Genomic DNA, 15406 nt, shown 5'->3' on the forward strand with positions numbered 1-15406 from the left:
TTAGCTCCGTACAGTCGAACGCATCAGTCGCAGGGCAACTGATAGGGAGGCCATGTCGTCATGCTCCAGCTGGTTGATTTCCTCGAACATCTTCCTTGCTCGTTCAATGCTCTCGGAATTAGCTTTTACCCACTGCTGCATGCGGACATCGGGATCAAGATCCGCTTCTGTGCTGTTCATGACGGCAAGCGTCATATCCGTGATGGTGGAATAGAGATCATCACGCATCGCGGCACGTGCCAGTGCCTGCCACCGGTCTTCGCGCGGCAGTTTGGTAATGCGGTTTAGCAGGGCGTCGACTTCGAACCTGTCGTACACCGTGTAGTAGATTTGGGCGACGGTATCGACCGGCTCCTCAACGCGCACTGCAATCCGTGCTACATCGAGCAATCCAAAGCTTTCGAATTGTTCGGCCCACTGATGGGCAATCGTCTCCGGGAGTCCCCACTGCTCGCCCTGCTGCCGCCACTCCTGCACCCGCTCCAGGTCATTGCCGCGCAGGTACTTAACCAGCTTGGTCCGAAGCGGATCAACCAGCGGCTTAAGGGCCGCGATGCCTTCGCCGACCGGAGTGGCGCTGTCGGTATGGTTGACGTACCAACGCACTGCCCGGTCGAGCAGCCTGCGTATGTCGAGATGGATGGTCGCCCAGACCTCGGTCGGGAAATTGGCTGGCAGCTGGTTGAGCTGAGCTACCTGCTCGTCCAGTTCGTATATCTCGCGAAGCGTGACGAACGCTTTGGCGACGGCAGCTTCGTCAACGGATGTCTCTTCCATCACCCGGAAGGCAAAAGTGATGCCGCCCATGTTGATCATGTCGTTGGCGATCACCGTAGCGATGATTTCACGCCGCAATGGATGCAAGGCCAGGTCCGACCCGAACCGCTCGACCAGCGGGATCGGGAAGTAGCCGCGAAGAACTTTGTCGAAGTACGGATCGTCGGCGAGATTGCTAAGAGTCAGCGCGCGGGTCAACTCGATTTTGGCGTAGGCGGCGAGTACCGACAATTCAGGCGATGTCAGGCCCGTGCCTTTGTCGATGCGCTCGTGCAGTTCGCTGGTGGTCGGCAGTGCCTCGAGCTCACGATTAAGGTCGGCTGTCTTTTCCAGCCAATCCATCAGCCGTTCATAACTCGGGCTCCACTCGACCACACGTTGACGGTCGTTGAGCAGCAAGACATTCTGGTCGATGTTGTCCTCAAGCACGAGCCGGCCGACCTCGTCGGTCATGGACTGGAGAAGTTGCGTGCGCTCTTTGGCCGGCAGCTTGCCAGCTGCCACCAACTGGTCGACGAAGACCTTAATGTTGACTTCATGGTCCGAGCAGTCCACACCGGCGGAATTATCGATGGCATCCGTATTCAGGATGACTCCGTTGAGAGCAGCCTCGATACGACCCCGCTGGGTCATACCAAGATTGCCGCCCTCGCCAATGACCTTGGCACGCAGATCTTTTCCGTTGACCCGGATGTTGTCGTTGGCCTTGTCTCCGACCTCCGCATTGGACTCCGTGGATGCCTTGACGTAGGTACCGATGCCGCCGTTATAGAGCAGGTCCACGGGGGACTGCAAAATAGCGCGCAGCAGTTCCGGCGGACTGATCGCGGTCACACTCTCATCCAGTCCTAGAGCCTGACGGACTTCCGGAGAAAGCTCAATCGACTTGATGGATCGGGAATATACGCCTCCTCCCGCGCTGATCAGTGACGTATCGTAGTCTGCCCAAGACGACCGGGGCAGTTCGAACAGACGCTTACGCTCGGTGTAGGAGGATGCCGGGTCGGGATTGGGATCCAGGAAAATGTGGCGGTGGTCGAAAGCTGCCACGAGGCGAATGTGCTTCGAGAGCAACATGCCGTTGCCGAAGACGTCGCCGCTCATATCCCCAACACCGGCAACCGTGAAGTCCTCCTGCTGGGTATCGATGCCTAGCTCGCTGAAGTGGCGCTTTACCGATTCCCATGCACCGCGAGCGGTAATCCCCATGGCCTTGTGGTCGTAACCGACGGAGCCACCGGAGGCGAATGCGTCCCCCAGCCAGTGCCCGTACTCTGCGGATATTTCGTTGGCGATGTCGGAGAAGCTCGCCGTGCCTTTGTCTGCCGCAACAACCAGATACGTGTCATCCCCGTCCAGGCGGACGACGCGTTCGGGCGGGACAACCTGCTGGCCGGCAGGCGTCCGGACAAGATTGTCGGTGATATCAAGCAGACCGCGGATGAATGTGCGGTAGCTCGACTGGCCTTCTGCCATCCAGGCAGCTCGGTCATTTGCCGGGTCAGGTAGCTGCTTGGCATAGAAGCCGCCCTTGGCACCGGTCGGGACGATGACGGCATTCTTGACCGTTTGCGCTTTGACCAATCCGAGGATTTCCGTGCGGAAGTCTTCCCTGCGATCGGACCACCGAAGCCCGCCACGTGCGACCTCGCCGAAGCGCAGGTGCACCCCTTCGACCTGTGGCGAGTAGACCCAGATCTCAAATTTCGGCCGCGGGAACGGTGCTCCTTCGATGGCCTCCGGACGCAGTTTGAAGCTCAAGTAGGGCTTGTTCTGGAAGTAATTGGTCCGCAACGTGGCCTCAATGACATTAGCCAGCGTCCGAAGCACGCGATCCGCGTCCAGAGTCGGAACAGCCTGAAGCCCGTCGGCTAGGCTCGCGCGCGCCTGCTCGAGGGCAGCTGCCCGGGAATTCTCGTTCAGGTCGGGATCGAACCGAACCTTGAACAACGAGATCAACGCATGGGCTACCGCCGGGTTTGCAAGCAACGTATCGGCGGTAAAACTATACGAACCTGCATAGCCCAACTGCCGCACGTAACGGGCGTAGCTGCGCAGCATCGAGACCTCTCGCCAAGGCACCCGCTCCTGCACGACCAACCGGTCGAACCGGTCGGATTCGCTCCGTCCTGTGACAACGGCGCCAAATGCGTCCTGCACGAGTCCGCCTGTGGCGAGCGGGTCCACTTCGGAGGGATACTTCAGCCCCAAATCGTAAAGGAAGAAATCCTCGCCGTCGGCCGTGATAATTTCGAATGGCCGTTCATCCAGGACCTCCAAACCGAGGTTTTGAAAGACGGGCAGAATCTGGCTCAGTGACTGCGGTTCCGGCAAATAGAGTTTGAGCCGGGCGTCCTCGACCTTCGTCTGCACATCCGCAGGAATGTACACGTGCATGATCGGGCTGACATCGGCCTTTTCGCTATAGCTCTCGAAGCGCGCGATGTCCTCGAGTGCATCTTCGACCTCATAATCGACCCGGTAACTGGCAGGAAACGCTTCGGCCCACTTCGCCGAAAGCTTCTCGGCGTCCTCACCGTCAAACTTCGTCCGTACAATCTGGTCAATACCTTCGGACCATGACCGTGCCGCGGCCGCCAGCCGCCTCTCAAGGTCTGCGACATCGATCTGCGGCACTTCCGCACCATGCCTGAGCCTGATGCGGAAGAACAACCGTGCCAAGGAAGACTCAGTCATCCGAGCCTCGTAGTCAATGGCCTTCGCTTCGAAGGTCTTGCGCAGCTCGTCTTGCATCCGCAGTCTCACCGCCGTGGTGTAACGGTCACGGGGCAGGTAGACGAGTGCCGAAACGAATCTCCCGTACACATCCTGGCGGAGAAAGAGCCGCGTCCTCCGGCGCTCCTGGAGCCGCAGGATACCCATGGCGATATCCGCCAGTTCCTGGATGCCCATCTGGAATATCTCATCCCTGGGGTACGACTCAAGAATGGAAAGCAGGTCCTTGCCCGAATGGGAGTCGGGCGCAAAACCGGAATGCTTGAGGACTGCGTCGACCTTTTCGCGCACAATGGGAACGCTGCGTACAGAACGGTTGTAAGCGCTGCTGGCGAAGAGGCCGATGAATCTGCGCTCACCGTTGACGTTGCCCTGAGCATCAAAGCTCTTGACTCCGATGTAGTCCAGGTAAGCCGCCCGGTGAACCGTGGAACGGGAATTCGCCTTGGTAATAACCAACGCGCGCTTCTCGCGGGCGCGGGCGCGGCCTTCCTCAGTCAGATGCTGGACATGCCGGTCCTCCGGCAGCTCACGCATGATGCCGAGCCCAGTGCCCTCGCGCAGCAACAGCACGTCCTCCCCCGCCTGATTGGCAAGGTCATATTCCCGGTATCCCAGAAAAGTGAAGTTTCCGTTGTCCAGCCATTCCAGGAGCTCCTTGGCCTCGTCAAGGTCCGGTATCTCCGCGGCGCCGGCAACAGAGTCCAACGATGCGGCAATCTGCCTGACCCGGCTGCGCATGGAAGACCAGTCCTCAACAGCGACGCGAACGTCACCTAGCACCTTGCGGATTCCCTCAATGACCTGCTGTGCCTTTTCGTCGCCGGAGATACGTACCGTCTCCACTGAAATCCAAGACTCTATGTGCGACGCTTTGTCACCCGAGGCGATGAACTCTGCGAGATTCGGCAGCGCGGCCGTGTCGCCGCTGGAGGCACCCAGGTGAGCCGGTACGCGTTTCAGCTCTACGAGATCGTGGCTGGTCCGGTCACGTATGGCAATAAAAGTGGGATGCATGAGCATCCGGATAGCCAGGTCTTGGCGCACAATTTCCGCTGTCACTGAATCGACCAGGAACGGCATGTCGTCCGTCGCTATCATGATGACGCTGGAATTACGTTCATTGCGAATGCCGATGACTGCTTGCCCGCTGGGCCGGCTCAGGGCGAGCTCTCGATGCGCCATGGCCCGGGCCTCCAAAGTGTCGCCGCTATAGCTTGCAGCATCTTCGGCAGCCAGGTGCTCGTAATAGTTCCCGAGGAAGTCCCCGGGATGCTTGCCCGAAGTGGAAAGATCCGTAGCACTGGATCCTGACGACATGAAAAACGCCTCCGATAGGTGGTCCAAGGCCGCCCCATTGCGGCCACACCTGCAAGCCTAACGCCAGCCGACCAAAACTACACTTTGAGGCGCCTGCGTCTGCGCGAACCGTTGCGGCGGACAGGAAGATCGCGACCAGCCAGCAGTGCGATAGCGTGGCGCAGGGGTGAATCCGGGGCGCTTTCGAGAAGTACGGAGCCACTGAGCAGTGCCGTGTCCGCGACATCGAAGTCGGCCGGCAGGAATGACTGCACCTCTTTGACGGGCCCGAACCGCTCCCAGGAGTGCCGGAGCTGGTCAACGGGCGCCGATCCGATCGATGATGCGCGCACCTTGTTTAGGACAACACGGGGCGCGGCGCTGGGAACAGCCTGTTCAATTTCTGCAAGCGCCCGGACCAGCCGGGGGACTCCAATGGCATCGGCAGCTCCGACTGCAAAGACAGTATCCGCCAATTCGAGGCAACGAAGGGTCGTGCCGTTGCGGCGTGGAGCCATCGTGTCAAAGCTGAGTTCTTCGTCGGCCTCGAGGCAGAAACCGCAATCGATGATGGTGTAGTCCGCGAGAGATCTGGCCAGACCCACTACCGTGGCCATGGCCCCAGGCCGCAGTTCCGGCCACCGCTCGGCCCTTGTGATGCCTGTCAGCACTTGGAGGTGCGCCCCCTGTACCGCTACCTTGACGCTTACCCGCGCCAGGGCCGGTCCATCCAGGATGCCCTGATCTGCCAGTCTGCAGGCCTGGGCCAGTGCGGCGGATTCGTCCATCAGGCCGAGAAACGCCGCTACGCTCGCAGAATAGGTGTCGGCATCGATCAGTATCGTCGTCTTGCCTGCTGCCGCATATTCTGCCGCCAGATTCACCGCTACGGTCGTTCGGCCGGGCGCACCTGCTGGTCCCCAGACAGCGATTACCTGACCCCCGGCTGACAGATCGGCAGGTTGGTCGTCCGGGATCGCGACCGGCATCAGGGCATGGGCCGGGTCTGCATAACCTGCCGCCATCTGGGTGCCTGAAACTGGAAGGTTCGCGACGGCTTCGGTGACCAGGTCGGCCAGTTGCAAAGGCTCCATCAAAACCGGTCCGTGGGCAATTCCCAGTGCATCGAATCGCCGGCGCTCCCCTTCATCATCCGTGAGCACGACGACGGCAACCTGTGAGGTGTGAAGCCGCTCCAGGACACCGATGCCTAGCTCGGACGTGTCCCCGGCAACGATTGCGGCTCGGGCGAGCCCGGTCTGGCACGCAGCAATCAGCTCAGCGAGTGCACTGCATCTGCGTACGACCGTAACCGGACCATGCAGTCGTTCCAGCCCGCCGACGAAGTCAGTAAACGTATCGCCGTATGTAATAACAGGGACGCTCATGAACCGCTGCCCGGGTTCAGGACCACGTTGATCCGTGCGCCGTTAGACAGGGCATTAAGCAAGCCCGGCATTTTTTCATCTGTGACCAATACATGCAGTTGCTCTATTTGCGCCGATCCCAGCGCGGGTCCTGTCTCTGAAAGCTGGGAAATTTCGGCGCTTTCCAACAGCCGTTCGGGTGGGCTGAAGCCGTTTCGGCCGTCAGGCATGGCGACCCAAACGTCTACCCTGGCCCCCGCGCCAGCACCCTCGGGAAGCGCACTGTCGATGGTCAGCGCAACCGGCTTCCGGTCCAAAGCGTCGGCTTTACCCACGCTGGCCCCTGGGATGAGCTCTCCCTTGCGTATGAAAGTTGTCGCGACCGCATTTTCAGGAATGCCGGTTTCCGCACTGAGATAAGTGTTCTGGACGTCGCCTAGTCTGACGTTCACGATGGAGAGTTCGTCCGAGGTTATTTGCTGGCCAACACTGATGTCGTCCCTCGCCGCGAACATTTCAACCGTCTTATCCGCGTTCCCCAGCAACGCGGTCACGGAGGCAACTGAAACCAGAACCAGCAGGATACCGATGAGCAGCCGCGGGTCCTTCCACGATGGCTTCTTCAATCGCGCTGCGGGAGCAGCAAGGTCGGTAACAGCGCTCAAGGTACTCCCCCTGTTGGAATAGCAGATGCACCGAAGACAAATCCTCTGATCTGCTGAGACATTCGGCTGACATCGCGGGCTCCGACCATTCTTATGGAGACGGCTTGAAAAACAAACCTACAGATTGCTGATGCCATGAATTGTGGATAACAAAGTTTCATTTTGCATCAGTCCACAGCATCGAGAGCCGCATCGCGTCAAACTGCATCAACCGATGTCATAATGAACTTGACCCCTGCACAAAGAACTGCCGTTGAGGAGGACCTGATGCCTCGCTTTCTGACTCTGACTGATGTCGCCGAAATACTGCAGATATCATCTTCCCAGGCCTACGCACTAGTGCGCAGCGGTGAGTTGCCGGCCATCCAGATTGGCGGCCGCGGCCAGTGGCGTGTGGAACAGTTGATGCTGGACCAGTACATCGACGATAAGTACGCCGAGACTCGTCGTCTGGTCGAAGAGGCCAAATCAGGAAAGACCAGCTAGGAACTCCTGCCTTCGCGCTGAACGGGAGCCGAATCGAGGGCTGCGAATCAGGCAGGGTTTCAATCCCCTGCGCGGACCGAGGCCAGGGCTCCAATCGCTGTAAATGGGACAGCATACACAGTCCGCACGTTACTGGCTCTCCGCGCCTCGCCTGAAGGAACAGCCGCAAGCTCCAAAAAATCGCTGCCGACGCGGTCGATCATGCCATTGACAGTCCTGCCCGCCGAGCCGGATGCCAGGTGAAGTACGACGTCGGCCCGGTCCCGCGCCAGCGCGCGCAGCGCCGAGCCCATACCGAGCCGCTTCGCCACGGATGACTTCTCAACTGACGAGCTACGGCTTAGCCCTTCCAGTAACTGGATTGCCGGTAGCGGCACGAGAACGCTTCTGGCTCGTTCGTTAAGGACCAACCAACTGGACCCGACGTGTGCCAAGGCCCCAGTGAACTGCAGCCCTCCGGATACTGTCAGCCGGATCCCCGAACCGATTTGCCCCCGCAACCGGTCCCCCAGCGACGTTTCGGCGTGGTTCATCCGCGCAAGCTCGTTGGCTTCGGATTCAAGCCCCCGCTGGCCCGCGGCGTGCAGTTGCGCTTCCATATCCGCAAACAACGAGTCCCATCGCACTGCTCCAGCCTAGAAGCAGCATCAAAGAGGGTCAAACTGCGCCAAGGGGTTTACACCGCCGCGTGCTGATGCCATCATCAGGAGTCAAACAACCTCAATTGCATCAAACGGCATCAAACAATATCAAATAGAACATCCTCTGCGTGGAGCGTGACATGAAGAAGATAGGAACAGACACAGTCATCACCGTGATGATTCCGCTCTGCGGTGCCGTACTGCTGTGGGCAGGAGGCCGCATCAGCATCAACGACGAGGGAACATGGCGTCCCCTGCTCTTGCACACTTATTCGGAATTGCTTGCTTCCAGCGCGGCTCTGGTTGGCTTGGCGATTGTCGGTTGGTGGCTGGTTGGCATCGTCTGCGCTGTCGTCGGTGCGGTGCTTCAGAGTGCCGGACATACCAGGCTCGCGGCTGCGTCCTTTGCCTGTAGCCCCGCATTCATGAAACGGCTCGCCACTGCCGTTTTCGGTCTGAATCTCCTAGCCGTACCCGTGGTGGCCAATGCCGCGCCCCCAGTATCCGGAAGGGACAACGTATCCCAGTCAGCGTCGCTCCAGAGCAGTTCGGTTTCCCCATACTTCAGCCTGGCCCTGGCCTCGTCAGGTGAATCCCAATCGGTCAGCCCTTGGTGGAAGCCTGCTGCACCGCCGGCATCGCCGGGTCTCATTGCCAGGCCGATTAGCCAGACGGACGAGGAAAGCATCTTCGTCACAGTGGGTGCTGGAGACACGCTGTGGGATATCGCTGCCAAGGATCTGGGCAAGCGTGCCACAGACACGGAGATAGCGGCGCATTGGCCTAAATGGTATTCCGCCAACAAGGATGTCATCGGACCGGACCCTGCCGTACTTCTGCCCGGACAAGTCCTTCAAGCCCCCGCAAACCGTTGAACTCGCAATCGCACCGTCAGATGAGGAAAGGCCATGCCATGAACAACGTCACCCCCTTGCGACAGGATAAGCCGGAACACGCGGACCGGGAGCTAACCGAGGTACAGGCGCTTGCGCCTGCCAGCGGAGCGCCCAGGCCACTCACGGTCCGGCCGGTCAGGTCGCCGGATCCTGAGGATTACTTCGCACCAGTTGTCCGGCTGCAGCCACGCACTCCTTCAAAGACCCCCGACAAGGCAGGGGATCGGGCGCCGGGCGGGCCAGCAGGGGAGCAAACCCGCGGGATGGATGCCCAGGAACTGCGGCAGGTAACTGCTACCGCGAGATCCGTGGCGCAGGCCGCGATGGAAGCAATCGGTGGCACCCGCCCCGTCCAGCAGCTGGCTCGCTGGCTTGATCCCGTCTGCTATGAAAAAGTCGCCCGGCGTGCAGGTCTGGTCAGGGAACGGCAGGAGCGCCGCGCTGCTGCCGGGCAAACCGTCCTGCGGCTCCACCGCAGTGCCACCATCCGTTCCTCCCGGGTGTGCCAGGTCTCGGACAGCGCCTATGAAGCATCGCTGGTGATCGCTGAAGCGTCCAGAGTCCGCGCCGTGGCGCTGCGCCTTGAATTCAGGCGCGGGCTCTGGAAAGTCGCCGCATTGGAAATCGGGTGACAACGGGTCGGGAGCGGTTTACTTCCGGCGACGTTTGGCGTCCTTTGCCGCCTTTCCGCCGTCGGAAGCTTGAGTCTGGTTCCCAGGCTTGCCCGAGTTCTGCCGCTCGACCCGGGTCACTGCTTCGCCGGTAACGGTGGGAGCCGTGAACTGCAGCGACGCCGGCCGCTGAGGTGCCTCCAGGCCTGCCGCGGTTATCTCCGGTGCCCGAACTGCGCTGCGGCCATCCGTTACACCGGGAAGACCTGTCGGAGCAGGTTCTTTGACCTTGACTTCAAGGTTGAACAGATACCCAATGCTCTCTTCGCGGATGGCTTCCATCATCGCCTGGAACATGATGAAACCCTCACGCTGGTATTCCACCAGAGGATCGCGCTGTGCCATCGCACGCAGGCCGATTCCTTCCTTGAGATAGTCCATCTCATAGAGGTGTTCCTGCCACTTCCTGCCGATCACGGAAAGCACAACCCGGCGCTCCAGCTCGCGCATGGTTGCGGATCCGAGAGCCTCTTCACGCTGAGCGTATGCGACCTTGGCATCCGATACGATTTCTTCGCGGAGGAATTCCGCCGTGATTTTGGACTTGCCGCCAGCTTCCTCGACGACCTCGTCGATGGTCAATTGGATGGGGTACAGCTGCTTAAGGTTCGTCCAAAGCTGCTCGTAGTCCCAGTCATCGCCGTGACCTTCCTGCGTTGCCTCATCCACCATGGCCGTGATGACGTCTTCGAGGAAGAAAGCGACCTTCTCATGCAGGTCATCGCCTTCGAGAATCCGGCGCCTGTCACCGTAGATCGCCTCGCGCTGGCGGTTCAACACGTCGTCGTACTTCAACACGTTCTTGCGTTGTTCGGCGTTGCGTCCCTCGACCTGGCCCTGGGCATTTTCGATTGCCTTGGAGACCATCTTGGATTCCAACGCAACGTCATCAGGCATACGGGACGAGTTCATAATGCGTTCAGCTGCACCTGAGTTGAACAGCCGCATGAGGTCATCCGTCAGCGAGAGGTAGAAGCGCGACTCACCGGGATCGCCCTGGCGGCCGGAACGTCCCCGCAACTGGTTGTCGATGCGGCGCGATTCGTGGCGCTCGGTACCGAGCACGTAGAGTCCGCCTAGCTCCTTTACTTCGTCATGTTCTGCCTTCACGGCCTTCTGCGCCGCTTCAAACGCCGCAGGCCAGGCCGCTTCGTACTCTTCGGGGTTTTCCGCGGGATCGAGTCCGCGCTTCTCCATTTCGGCCACCGCGTTGAACTCAGCGTTGCCGCCAAGCATGATGTCTGTACCGCGGCCGGCCATGTTCGTCGCTACCGTGACCGCACCCTTGCGCCCGGCCTGAGCAACGATGGCAGCTTCACGCGCATGGTTCTTGGCGTTCAGCACCTCATGGCGTACCCCCTGTTTCGCCAGCTGCTTGGACAGGTACTCGCTCTTTTCGACGCTGGTGGTACCGACCAGGACCGGCTGTCCTTTTTCATGGCGCTCAGCGATGTCCTTGACGACGGCGTCGAACTTGGCCAGTTCGTTCTTGTAGATCAGATCCGCTTGATCAACGCGGGCCATCGGCTTGTTGGTAGGAATCGGAACGACGCCGAGCTTGTAGGTGCTCATGAATTCAGCGGCCTCGGTTTCGGCCGTACCCGTCATACCCGACAGCTTTTCGTAAAGCCGGAAGTAATTCTGCAGCGTTACCGTGGCCATCGTCTGGTTCTCGGCCTTGATCTCCACACCCTCTTTGGCCTCAATGGCCTGGTGCATACCCTCGTTATAGCGGCGGCCGGCGAGAATTCGGCCCGTGTGTTCGTCGACAATGAGGACTTCGCCGTTGAGGATGACGTAGTCCTTGTCGCGCTTGAACAGTTCCTTGGCCTTGATGGCGTTGTTGAGGAATCCGATCAGCGGAGTATTGGCCGACTCGTAGAGGTTGTCGATGCCGAGGTAGTCCTCGACCTTTTCGATGCCGGATTCCAGCACGCCGACTGTGCGCTTCTTTTCATCGACTTCGTAGTCGTCCTCAACGTTCAGTCGCTTCACCACGCGGGCGAACTCCGTGTACCAGCGGTTCACGTCACCCGACGCCTGCCCGGAAATGATCAGAGGGGTACGCGCCTCGTCGATCAGGATCGAGTCCACTTCGTCGACGACAGCGAAATGGTGCCCGCGCTGAACCAGTTCGTCCTTGCTCCAGGCCATGTTGTCGCGGAGGTAGTCGAAGCCGAACTCGTTGTTGGTTCCGTAGGTGATGTCGGCGTTGTACTGTTCGCGGCGGACAGACGGGTTCTGGTTGGACAGGATGCAGCCGCTGGTCAGGCCGAGGAAGCGATAGACACGGCCCATCAGGTCGGACTGGTATTCGGCCAGATAGTCGTTGACCGTGATGACGTGGACGCCCTGTCCGGTCAAGGCATTCAGGTAGGCAGGAGCTGTCGCGACCAAGGTCTTGCCTTCACCGGTTTTCATCTCGGCGATATTGCCCAGATGAAGCGCAGCGCCGCCCATGAGCTGGACATCGAAGTGGCGCAGGCCCAATGTACGGCTGGACGCTTCCCTAACGGCGGCAAACGCTTCGGGCAAGAGATCATCGAGATGCTCGCCGTCCTGGTAGCGCTGTTTCAAAGTGTCAGTCTCGCCGCGAAGCTCAGCATCCGAGAGGGCTTTGAAGTCCTCTTCGAGAATGTTGATCGCGTCAGCATAGTTGCGAAGCCTCTTCAGCGTCTTTTTGTCGCCGGTTCTTAGGACTCGCTCGAGAATCGATGGCACTACATTGCTCCCAGTCGTTTGCACAGAATTCTGGCTTCATCAGTCTACGGGAGAGACGTATCAACCTCTGCTTTGGTTCCCGCAGGGCGGACAAGCGAACTTCGGCGGTGCCCTGCCAGCAGATTTTTAAGCGGCCCGGCCAAGTCCCCGCGGTCCTCGACCCGGACGCCCTCCAGACCGAGCCAGCGCGACATCAGCTCCAGTTCGGCGGCAAGTTCGACAGCGGTGTCCGCAGGTGCATCGGCCTCGCTGAAGGCGCCCTTGACCAGGAGCAGGCCGGCTGAGCGGTCCGCCTTGAGGTCCACCCTGGCACACAAGGACTCCCGCAGCAGGAACGGCAGGACGTAGTACCCGTAGCGCCGCTGCGCGGCAGGGGTATAGATTTCGATGCGGTAGTGGAAGTGGAATAGACGTTCCAGCCGGCGCCGCTCGAAGACCAGCGAATCGAAAGGCCCGAGCAATGCGCGGCCTCTCGCCGCGCGAGGGCGGAGCGCCTCGGTGTGCAGATAGTGCGGTCCCTGCCACCCCTCGACAGAAACTTCTTCCACCCTGCCTTCGGCCAGGAGCTGCCGCAGGGCCGCCGCAGCCGGCTGAAGCGGAATCCGGAAATAGTCCGCGAAACATTTGAGCGTACCAATGCCATGGGCTGTTGCGGCGGCATCTATCAACCGAACCATCGCGTCGTGTTTCTCCGGTCGCAAGGAGGGATCGACGCCCTTGGGCATCACTTTCCCGGTCAATGCATAGAGCCGCTCGAACTGGGCGTTCCGGCCAGCAGCGCTGATGTCGCCGCGTTCAAACAGGTCTTCAAGCACGCGTTTGGCCGCGTTCCAGTTCCACCCCCACTGGGTTGTGGAGCGGATTTCGGCATGACCAATCCGTTCGGCAACGGCCCGGGCGCTCAGGGGACGCGACGAAGCGAGAGCCTGCATGATCCGCGCCGACAGGTCATCCCGGGTATCCGGGTCCATCGCAGACGCGCCCACCCATTTTCTTTTCTGCCACACGCGCAGGTCGTTGAAGTGGTCCGGCCGGATGTAGCTGGCTTCGTGTGCCCAGTACTCAACCATGCGTCTCGGAGCCTTGCCGGCAAAGCGATGCAGGATTTCGACGTCGTAATTACCCAGACGGGAAAACAACGGCAGGTAATGGGCCCGGGTCAGCACGTTCACCGAATCGATCTGCAGCAGTTGCAGCCGGTCAAAGGTACGGCCCACCGCTCTTGCCGAAACAAGACCGGTGGGCCGCTCCCTGTGTAGGGACTGTGCAGCGAGCGCGATGCGCCGGGCCTGGCGGAGACTTAGGGGTGCAGACATCCACCTATCCTAGGCACCGGATTGCGCTTGCCTTTAGGTTCTAAGCGTTTGCTCCTTCTGCTGCGCGGTACGCCAGAAGCTCTTCCTTCGCGGTGGATTCCTCTTTACAATCGGCATCCAGTGAAATCACTCCATAGGTCCAGCCGCGGCGCCGGTAGACCACACTCGGGGAGTTCGTTGCCGAATCGATGAACAAGTAAAAGTCGTGTCCGACGAGTTCCATGTTGTCGACAGCATCGTCGAGCGTCATCGGCGGAGCCGGAAAGACCTTCCGGCGGATCAGGACCGGCGAATCGCCGGCCGGAATGTCATTCTCTATTTCATATTCGTCCGTTGTTTGCGCTGACGGAGTGGAGCCGTTCAGGCTGGCCTCCGATGTCTCGACATGCAGCGGCTTGGTGGTGCTTGCAGGTTCGAGCGACGCGGTAGCTTCATGGACGCCCTTGGGGTTGTGGCGTCCATGGTGGACCTTGCGGCGGTCACGGGCCCGGCGAAGGCGTTCCATGAGCTTGCCGTAGGCCAGATCGAAGGCGGCAAATTTGTCAGCTGCGGTGGCTTCCGCACGGACAACGGGGCCACGGCCGAGTACTGTGAGCTCGACGGTCATGGAGCTGTCCGCCTGACGAGCGTTGATTTCCTTCGTAATCTTGGCATCCAGCCGCTGAACCTTGTCGCCCAGCTGCTCTATTTTGGAGATCTTCTCTTCGGCGTATTCCCGGAACCGGTCGGAGACCGAGAGGTTGCGGCCGTTGATATTGAATTCCATGGTGCCCTCCATAACTGCTTTAGATGACACAACAGCGACTGAAGAAAATTTCTCCTCCCAGTCGCTGAAGACGGGCCCTCGTCCCTTTTTGCGGAGCCCATACTTCACGTTAAGGCAACGTCATCCTTTATTCACCCCCTCCCCCGCGGAATTTTCCCAAAAGGCCGCAGATTGTTGGCTCTTGCCCTGTAATTACGCGGATCCGCGCCATTAAGCCTGCGGCTGATTCCGGTTTGTGTCGCGATGCTTCAGGCCGTTCCGGAGGGCGCGGATGTCGCCGCCACAACCACGCCTGCATCGACCACTGCGCCCGCCTCGCGCAGGACTCTCGTCAACTCGGCCAGGGTTGCTCCGGTGGTGAGCACGTCATCGACCAGAATGCAGTGCCGGTTCTGCAGGGACGCGGTGTAGCGCTGCTTGATCCTCATCGATGAGGCGACGTTGCTGCGTCGGCCGGATTTGCCCAGCGACTTCTGCGAAGCTGCCGGAAGGATACCTTTCACCATGCCGGCCATACCGGGCCGGACACAGGCCGCGCGCAGCACGGACACTTCAGCCGGCAGGAGTTTCTGCCGTTCCAGCCGGCGCAGCAGTAAGTCCAGCGGTTCGTAGCCACGCCTTCTGCGCGAACTGGCGCGGGAGGGTACCGGAACCAGAAAAACCCCTGGACGGCCGCCGTCGATGTGCGCCGCGGCGTGGACAGCGGCTGCGAGCGCAGGGGCCAGCGCGTGCAAAAGGTCCGTCCGGCCTTGGTTTTTGTAGGCCAGGATCGCCTGGGAAAGCTCATGCCGGTAACGGCCGGCAGCCATAACCGGCAGAACCTCGATCAGGTCCGTCCCGACAAAGGGCAACGACTCGGCTCCGTCCTCGGCACGGTAGGGCCGTACGGTCGCCCTGCGCAGCCTGCTCCGGCAAGGCGGACACAGTGTGTGGTCCTCGGCCCCGCAGCTGACGCAATCGGTAGGCAGCACAAGGTGGCCGAACTCCGCGGCCCACCGCAGCACCCGCTGCACTGCGGAGTGGAAGTACAGGGCATCAAACAGGGCGGCGGGGAACCACATGCTT

At 60.4% G+C, this 15406-nt stretch carries 11 protein-coding genes; 3 read left to right on the forward strand and 8 right to left on the reverse strand.

Going from position 1 to position 15406, the window contains the following annotated elements; all coding sequences use genetic code 11:
* The 3 genes from AC20117_RS00230 to AC20117_RS00240 form a co-directional block, all read right to left on the reverse strand.
* Complete coding sequence (locus AC20117_RS00230) at positions 1–4833, reverse strand: NAD-glutamate dehydrogenase (RefSeq protein ID WP_074701584.1); 4833 nt, start codon at positions 4831–4833, stop codon at positions 1–3.
* Between the two features lie 77 nt (positions 4834–4910).
* Positions 4911–6200: a CpaE/TadZ family protein gene (locus AC20117_RS00235; protein ID WP_074701582.1), complete on the reverse strand. Its 1290-nt coding sequence runs from the start codon at positions 6198–6200 to the stop codon at positions 4911–4913.
* Positions 6197–6733 carry a hypothetical protein gene (locus AC20117_RS00240; RefSeq protein ID WP_236777403.1) on the reverse strand — a complete coding sequence of 179 codons (537 nt, stop codon included), beginning with the start codon at positions 6731–6733 and terminating at the stop codon, positions 6197–6199. The genes AC20117_RS00235 and AC20117_RS00240 overlap by 4 nt, the downstream gene beginning before the upstream one ends.
* A 378-nt stretch (positions 6734–7111) precedes the next feature.
* Here AC20117_RS00240 and AC20117_RS00245 point away from each other — a divergent pair, with 378 nt between their 5' ends.
* Positions 7112–7330, forward strand: coding sequence for a helix-turn-helix domain-containing protein (locus AC20117_RS00245; RefSeq protein ID WP_074701579.1), 219 nt, complete (start codon positions 7112–7114; stop codon positions 7328–7330).
* Between the two features lie 59 nt (positions 7331–7389).
* Here the strand turns inward: AC20117_RS00245 and AC20117_RS00250 are convergent, their stop codons facing one another.
* On the reverse strand, positions 7390–7956 hold the full coding sequence (locus AC20117_RS00250) for a hypothetical protein (RefSeq protein WP_074701577.1): 567 nt from the start codon (positions 7954–7956) through the stop codon (positions 7390–7392).
* Positions 7957–8111: 155 nt separating this feature from the next.
* On the opposite strand from AC20117_RS00250, the gene AC20117_RS00255 reads away from it, so the two are divergent.
* Together AC20117_RS00255 and AC20117_RS23175 are read left to right on the forward strand one after the other, a co-directional pair.
* Positions 8112–8846 (forward strand): LysM peptidoglycan-binding domain-containing protein, encoded by a 735-nt coding sequence (locus tag AC20117_RS00255; protein ID WP_074701575.1) that lies wholly within the window; start codon positions 8112–8114, stop codon positions 8844–8846.
* Positions 8847–8884: 38 nt separating this feature from the next.
* Entirely contained in the window at positions 8885–9499 is a 615-nt protein-coding gene (locus AC20117_RS23175; protein ID WP_139186808.1) for an Rv3235 family protein, read from the forward strand.
* An 18-nt stretch (positions 9500–9517) separates the two neighbouring features.
* On the opposite strand, the gene secA is transcribed toward AC20117_RS23175, so the two are convergent.
* The 4 genes from secA to AC20117_RS00280 all read right to left on the reverse strand — a co-directional run bounded on the left by secA (position 9518) and on the right by AC20117_RS00280 (position 15402).
* Positions 9518–12259, reverse strand: coding sequence for a preprotein translocase subunit SecA (gene secA, locus AC20117_RS00265; protein ID WP_074701571.1), 2742 nt, complete (start codon positions 12257–12259; stop codon positions 9518–9520).
* 44 nt (positions 12260–12303) lie between these two features.
* Positions 12304–13575, reverse strand: a complete 1272-nt coding sequence (locus AC20117_RS00270; protein WP_074701570.1) for a winged helix-turn-helix domain-containing protein — start codon at positions 13573–13575, stop codon at positions 12304–12306.
* A gap of 40 nt (positions 13576–13615) precedes the next feature.
* Positions 13616–14341 (reverse strand): ribosome hibernation-promoting factor, HPF/YfiA family, encoded by a 726-nt coding sequence (hpf, locus tag AC20117_RS00275; RefSeq protein ID WP_074701569.1) that lies wholly within the window; start codon positions 14339–14341, stop codon positions 13616–13618.
* A 248-nt stretch (positions 14342–14589) separates the two neighbouring features.
* Entirely contained in the window at positions 14590–15402 is an 813-nt protein-coding gene (locus tag AC20117_RS00280; RefSeq protein ID WP_074701568.1) for a ComF family protein, read from the reverse strand.
* Positions 15403–15406: the final 4 nt, after the last annotated feature.

It is taken from the genome of Arthrobacter crystallopoietes, assembly GCF_002849715.1.
Classification (GTDB): Bacteria; Actinomycetota; Actinomycetes; order Actinomycetales; family Micrococcaceae; genus Crystallibacter; species Crystallibacter crystallopoietes.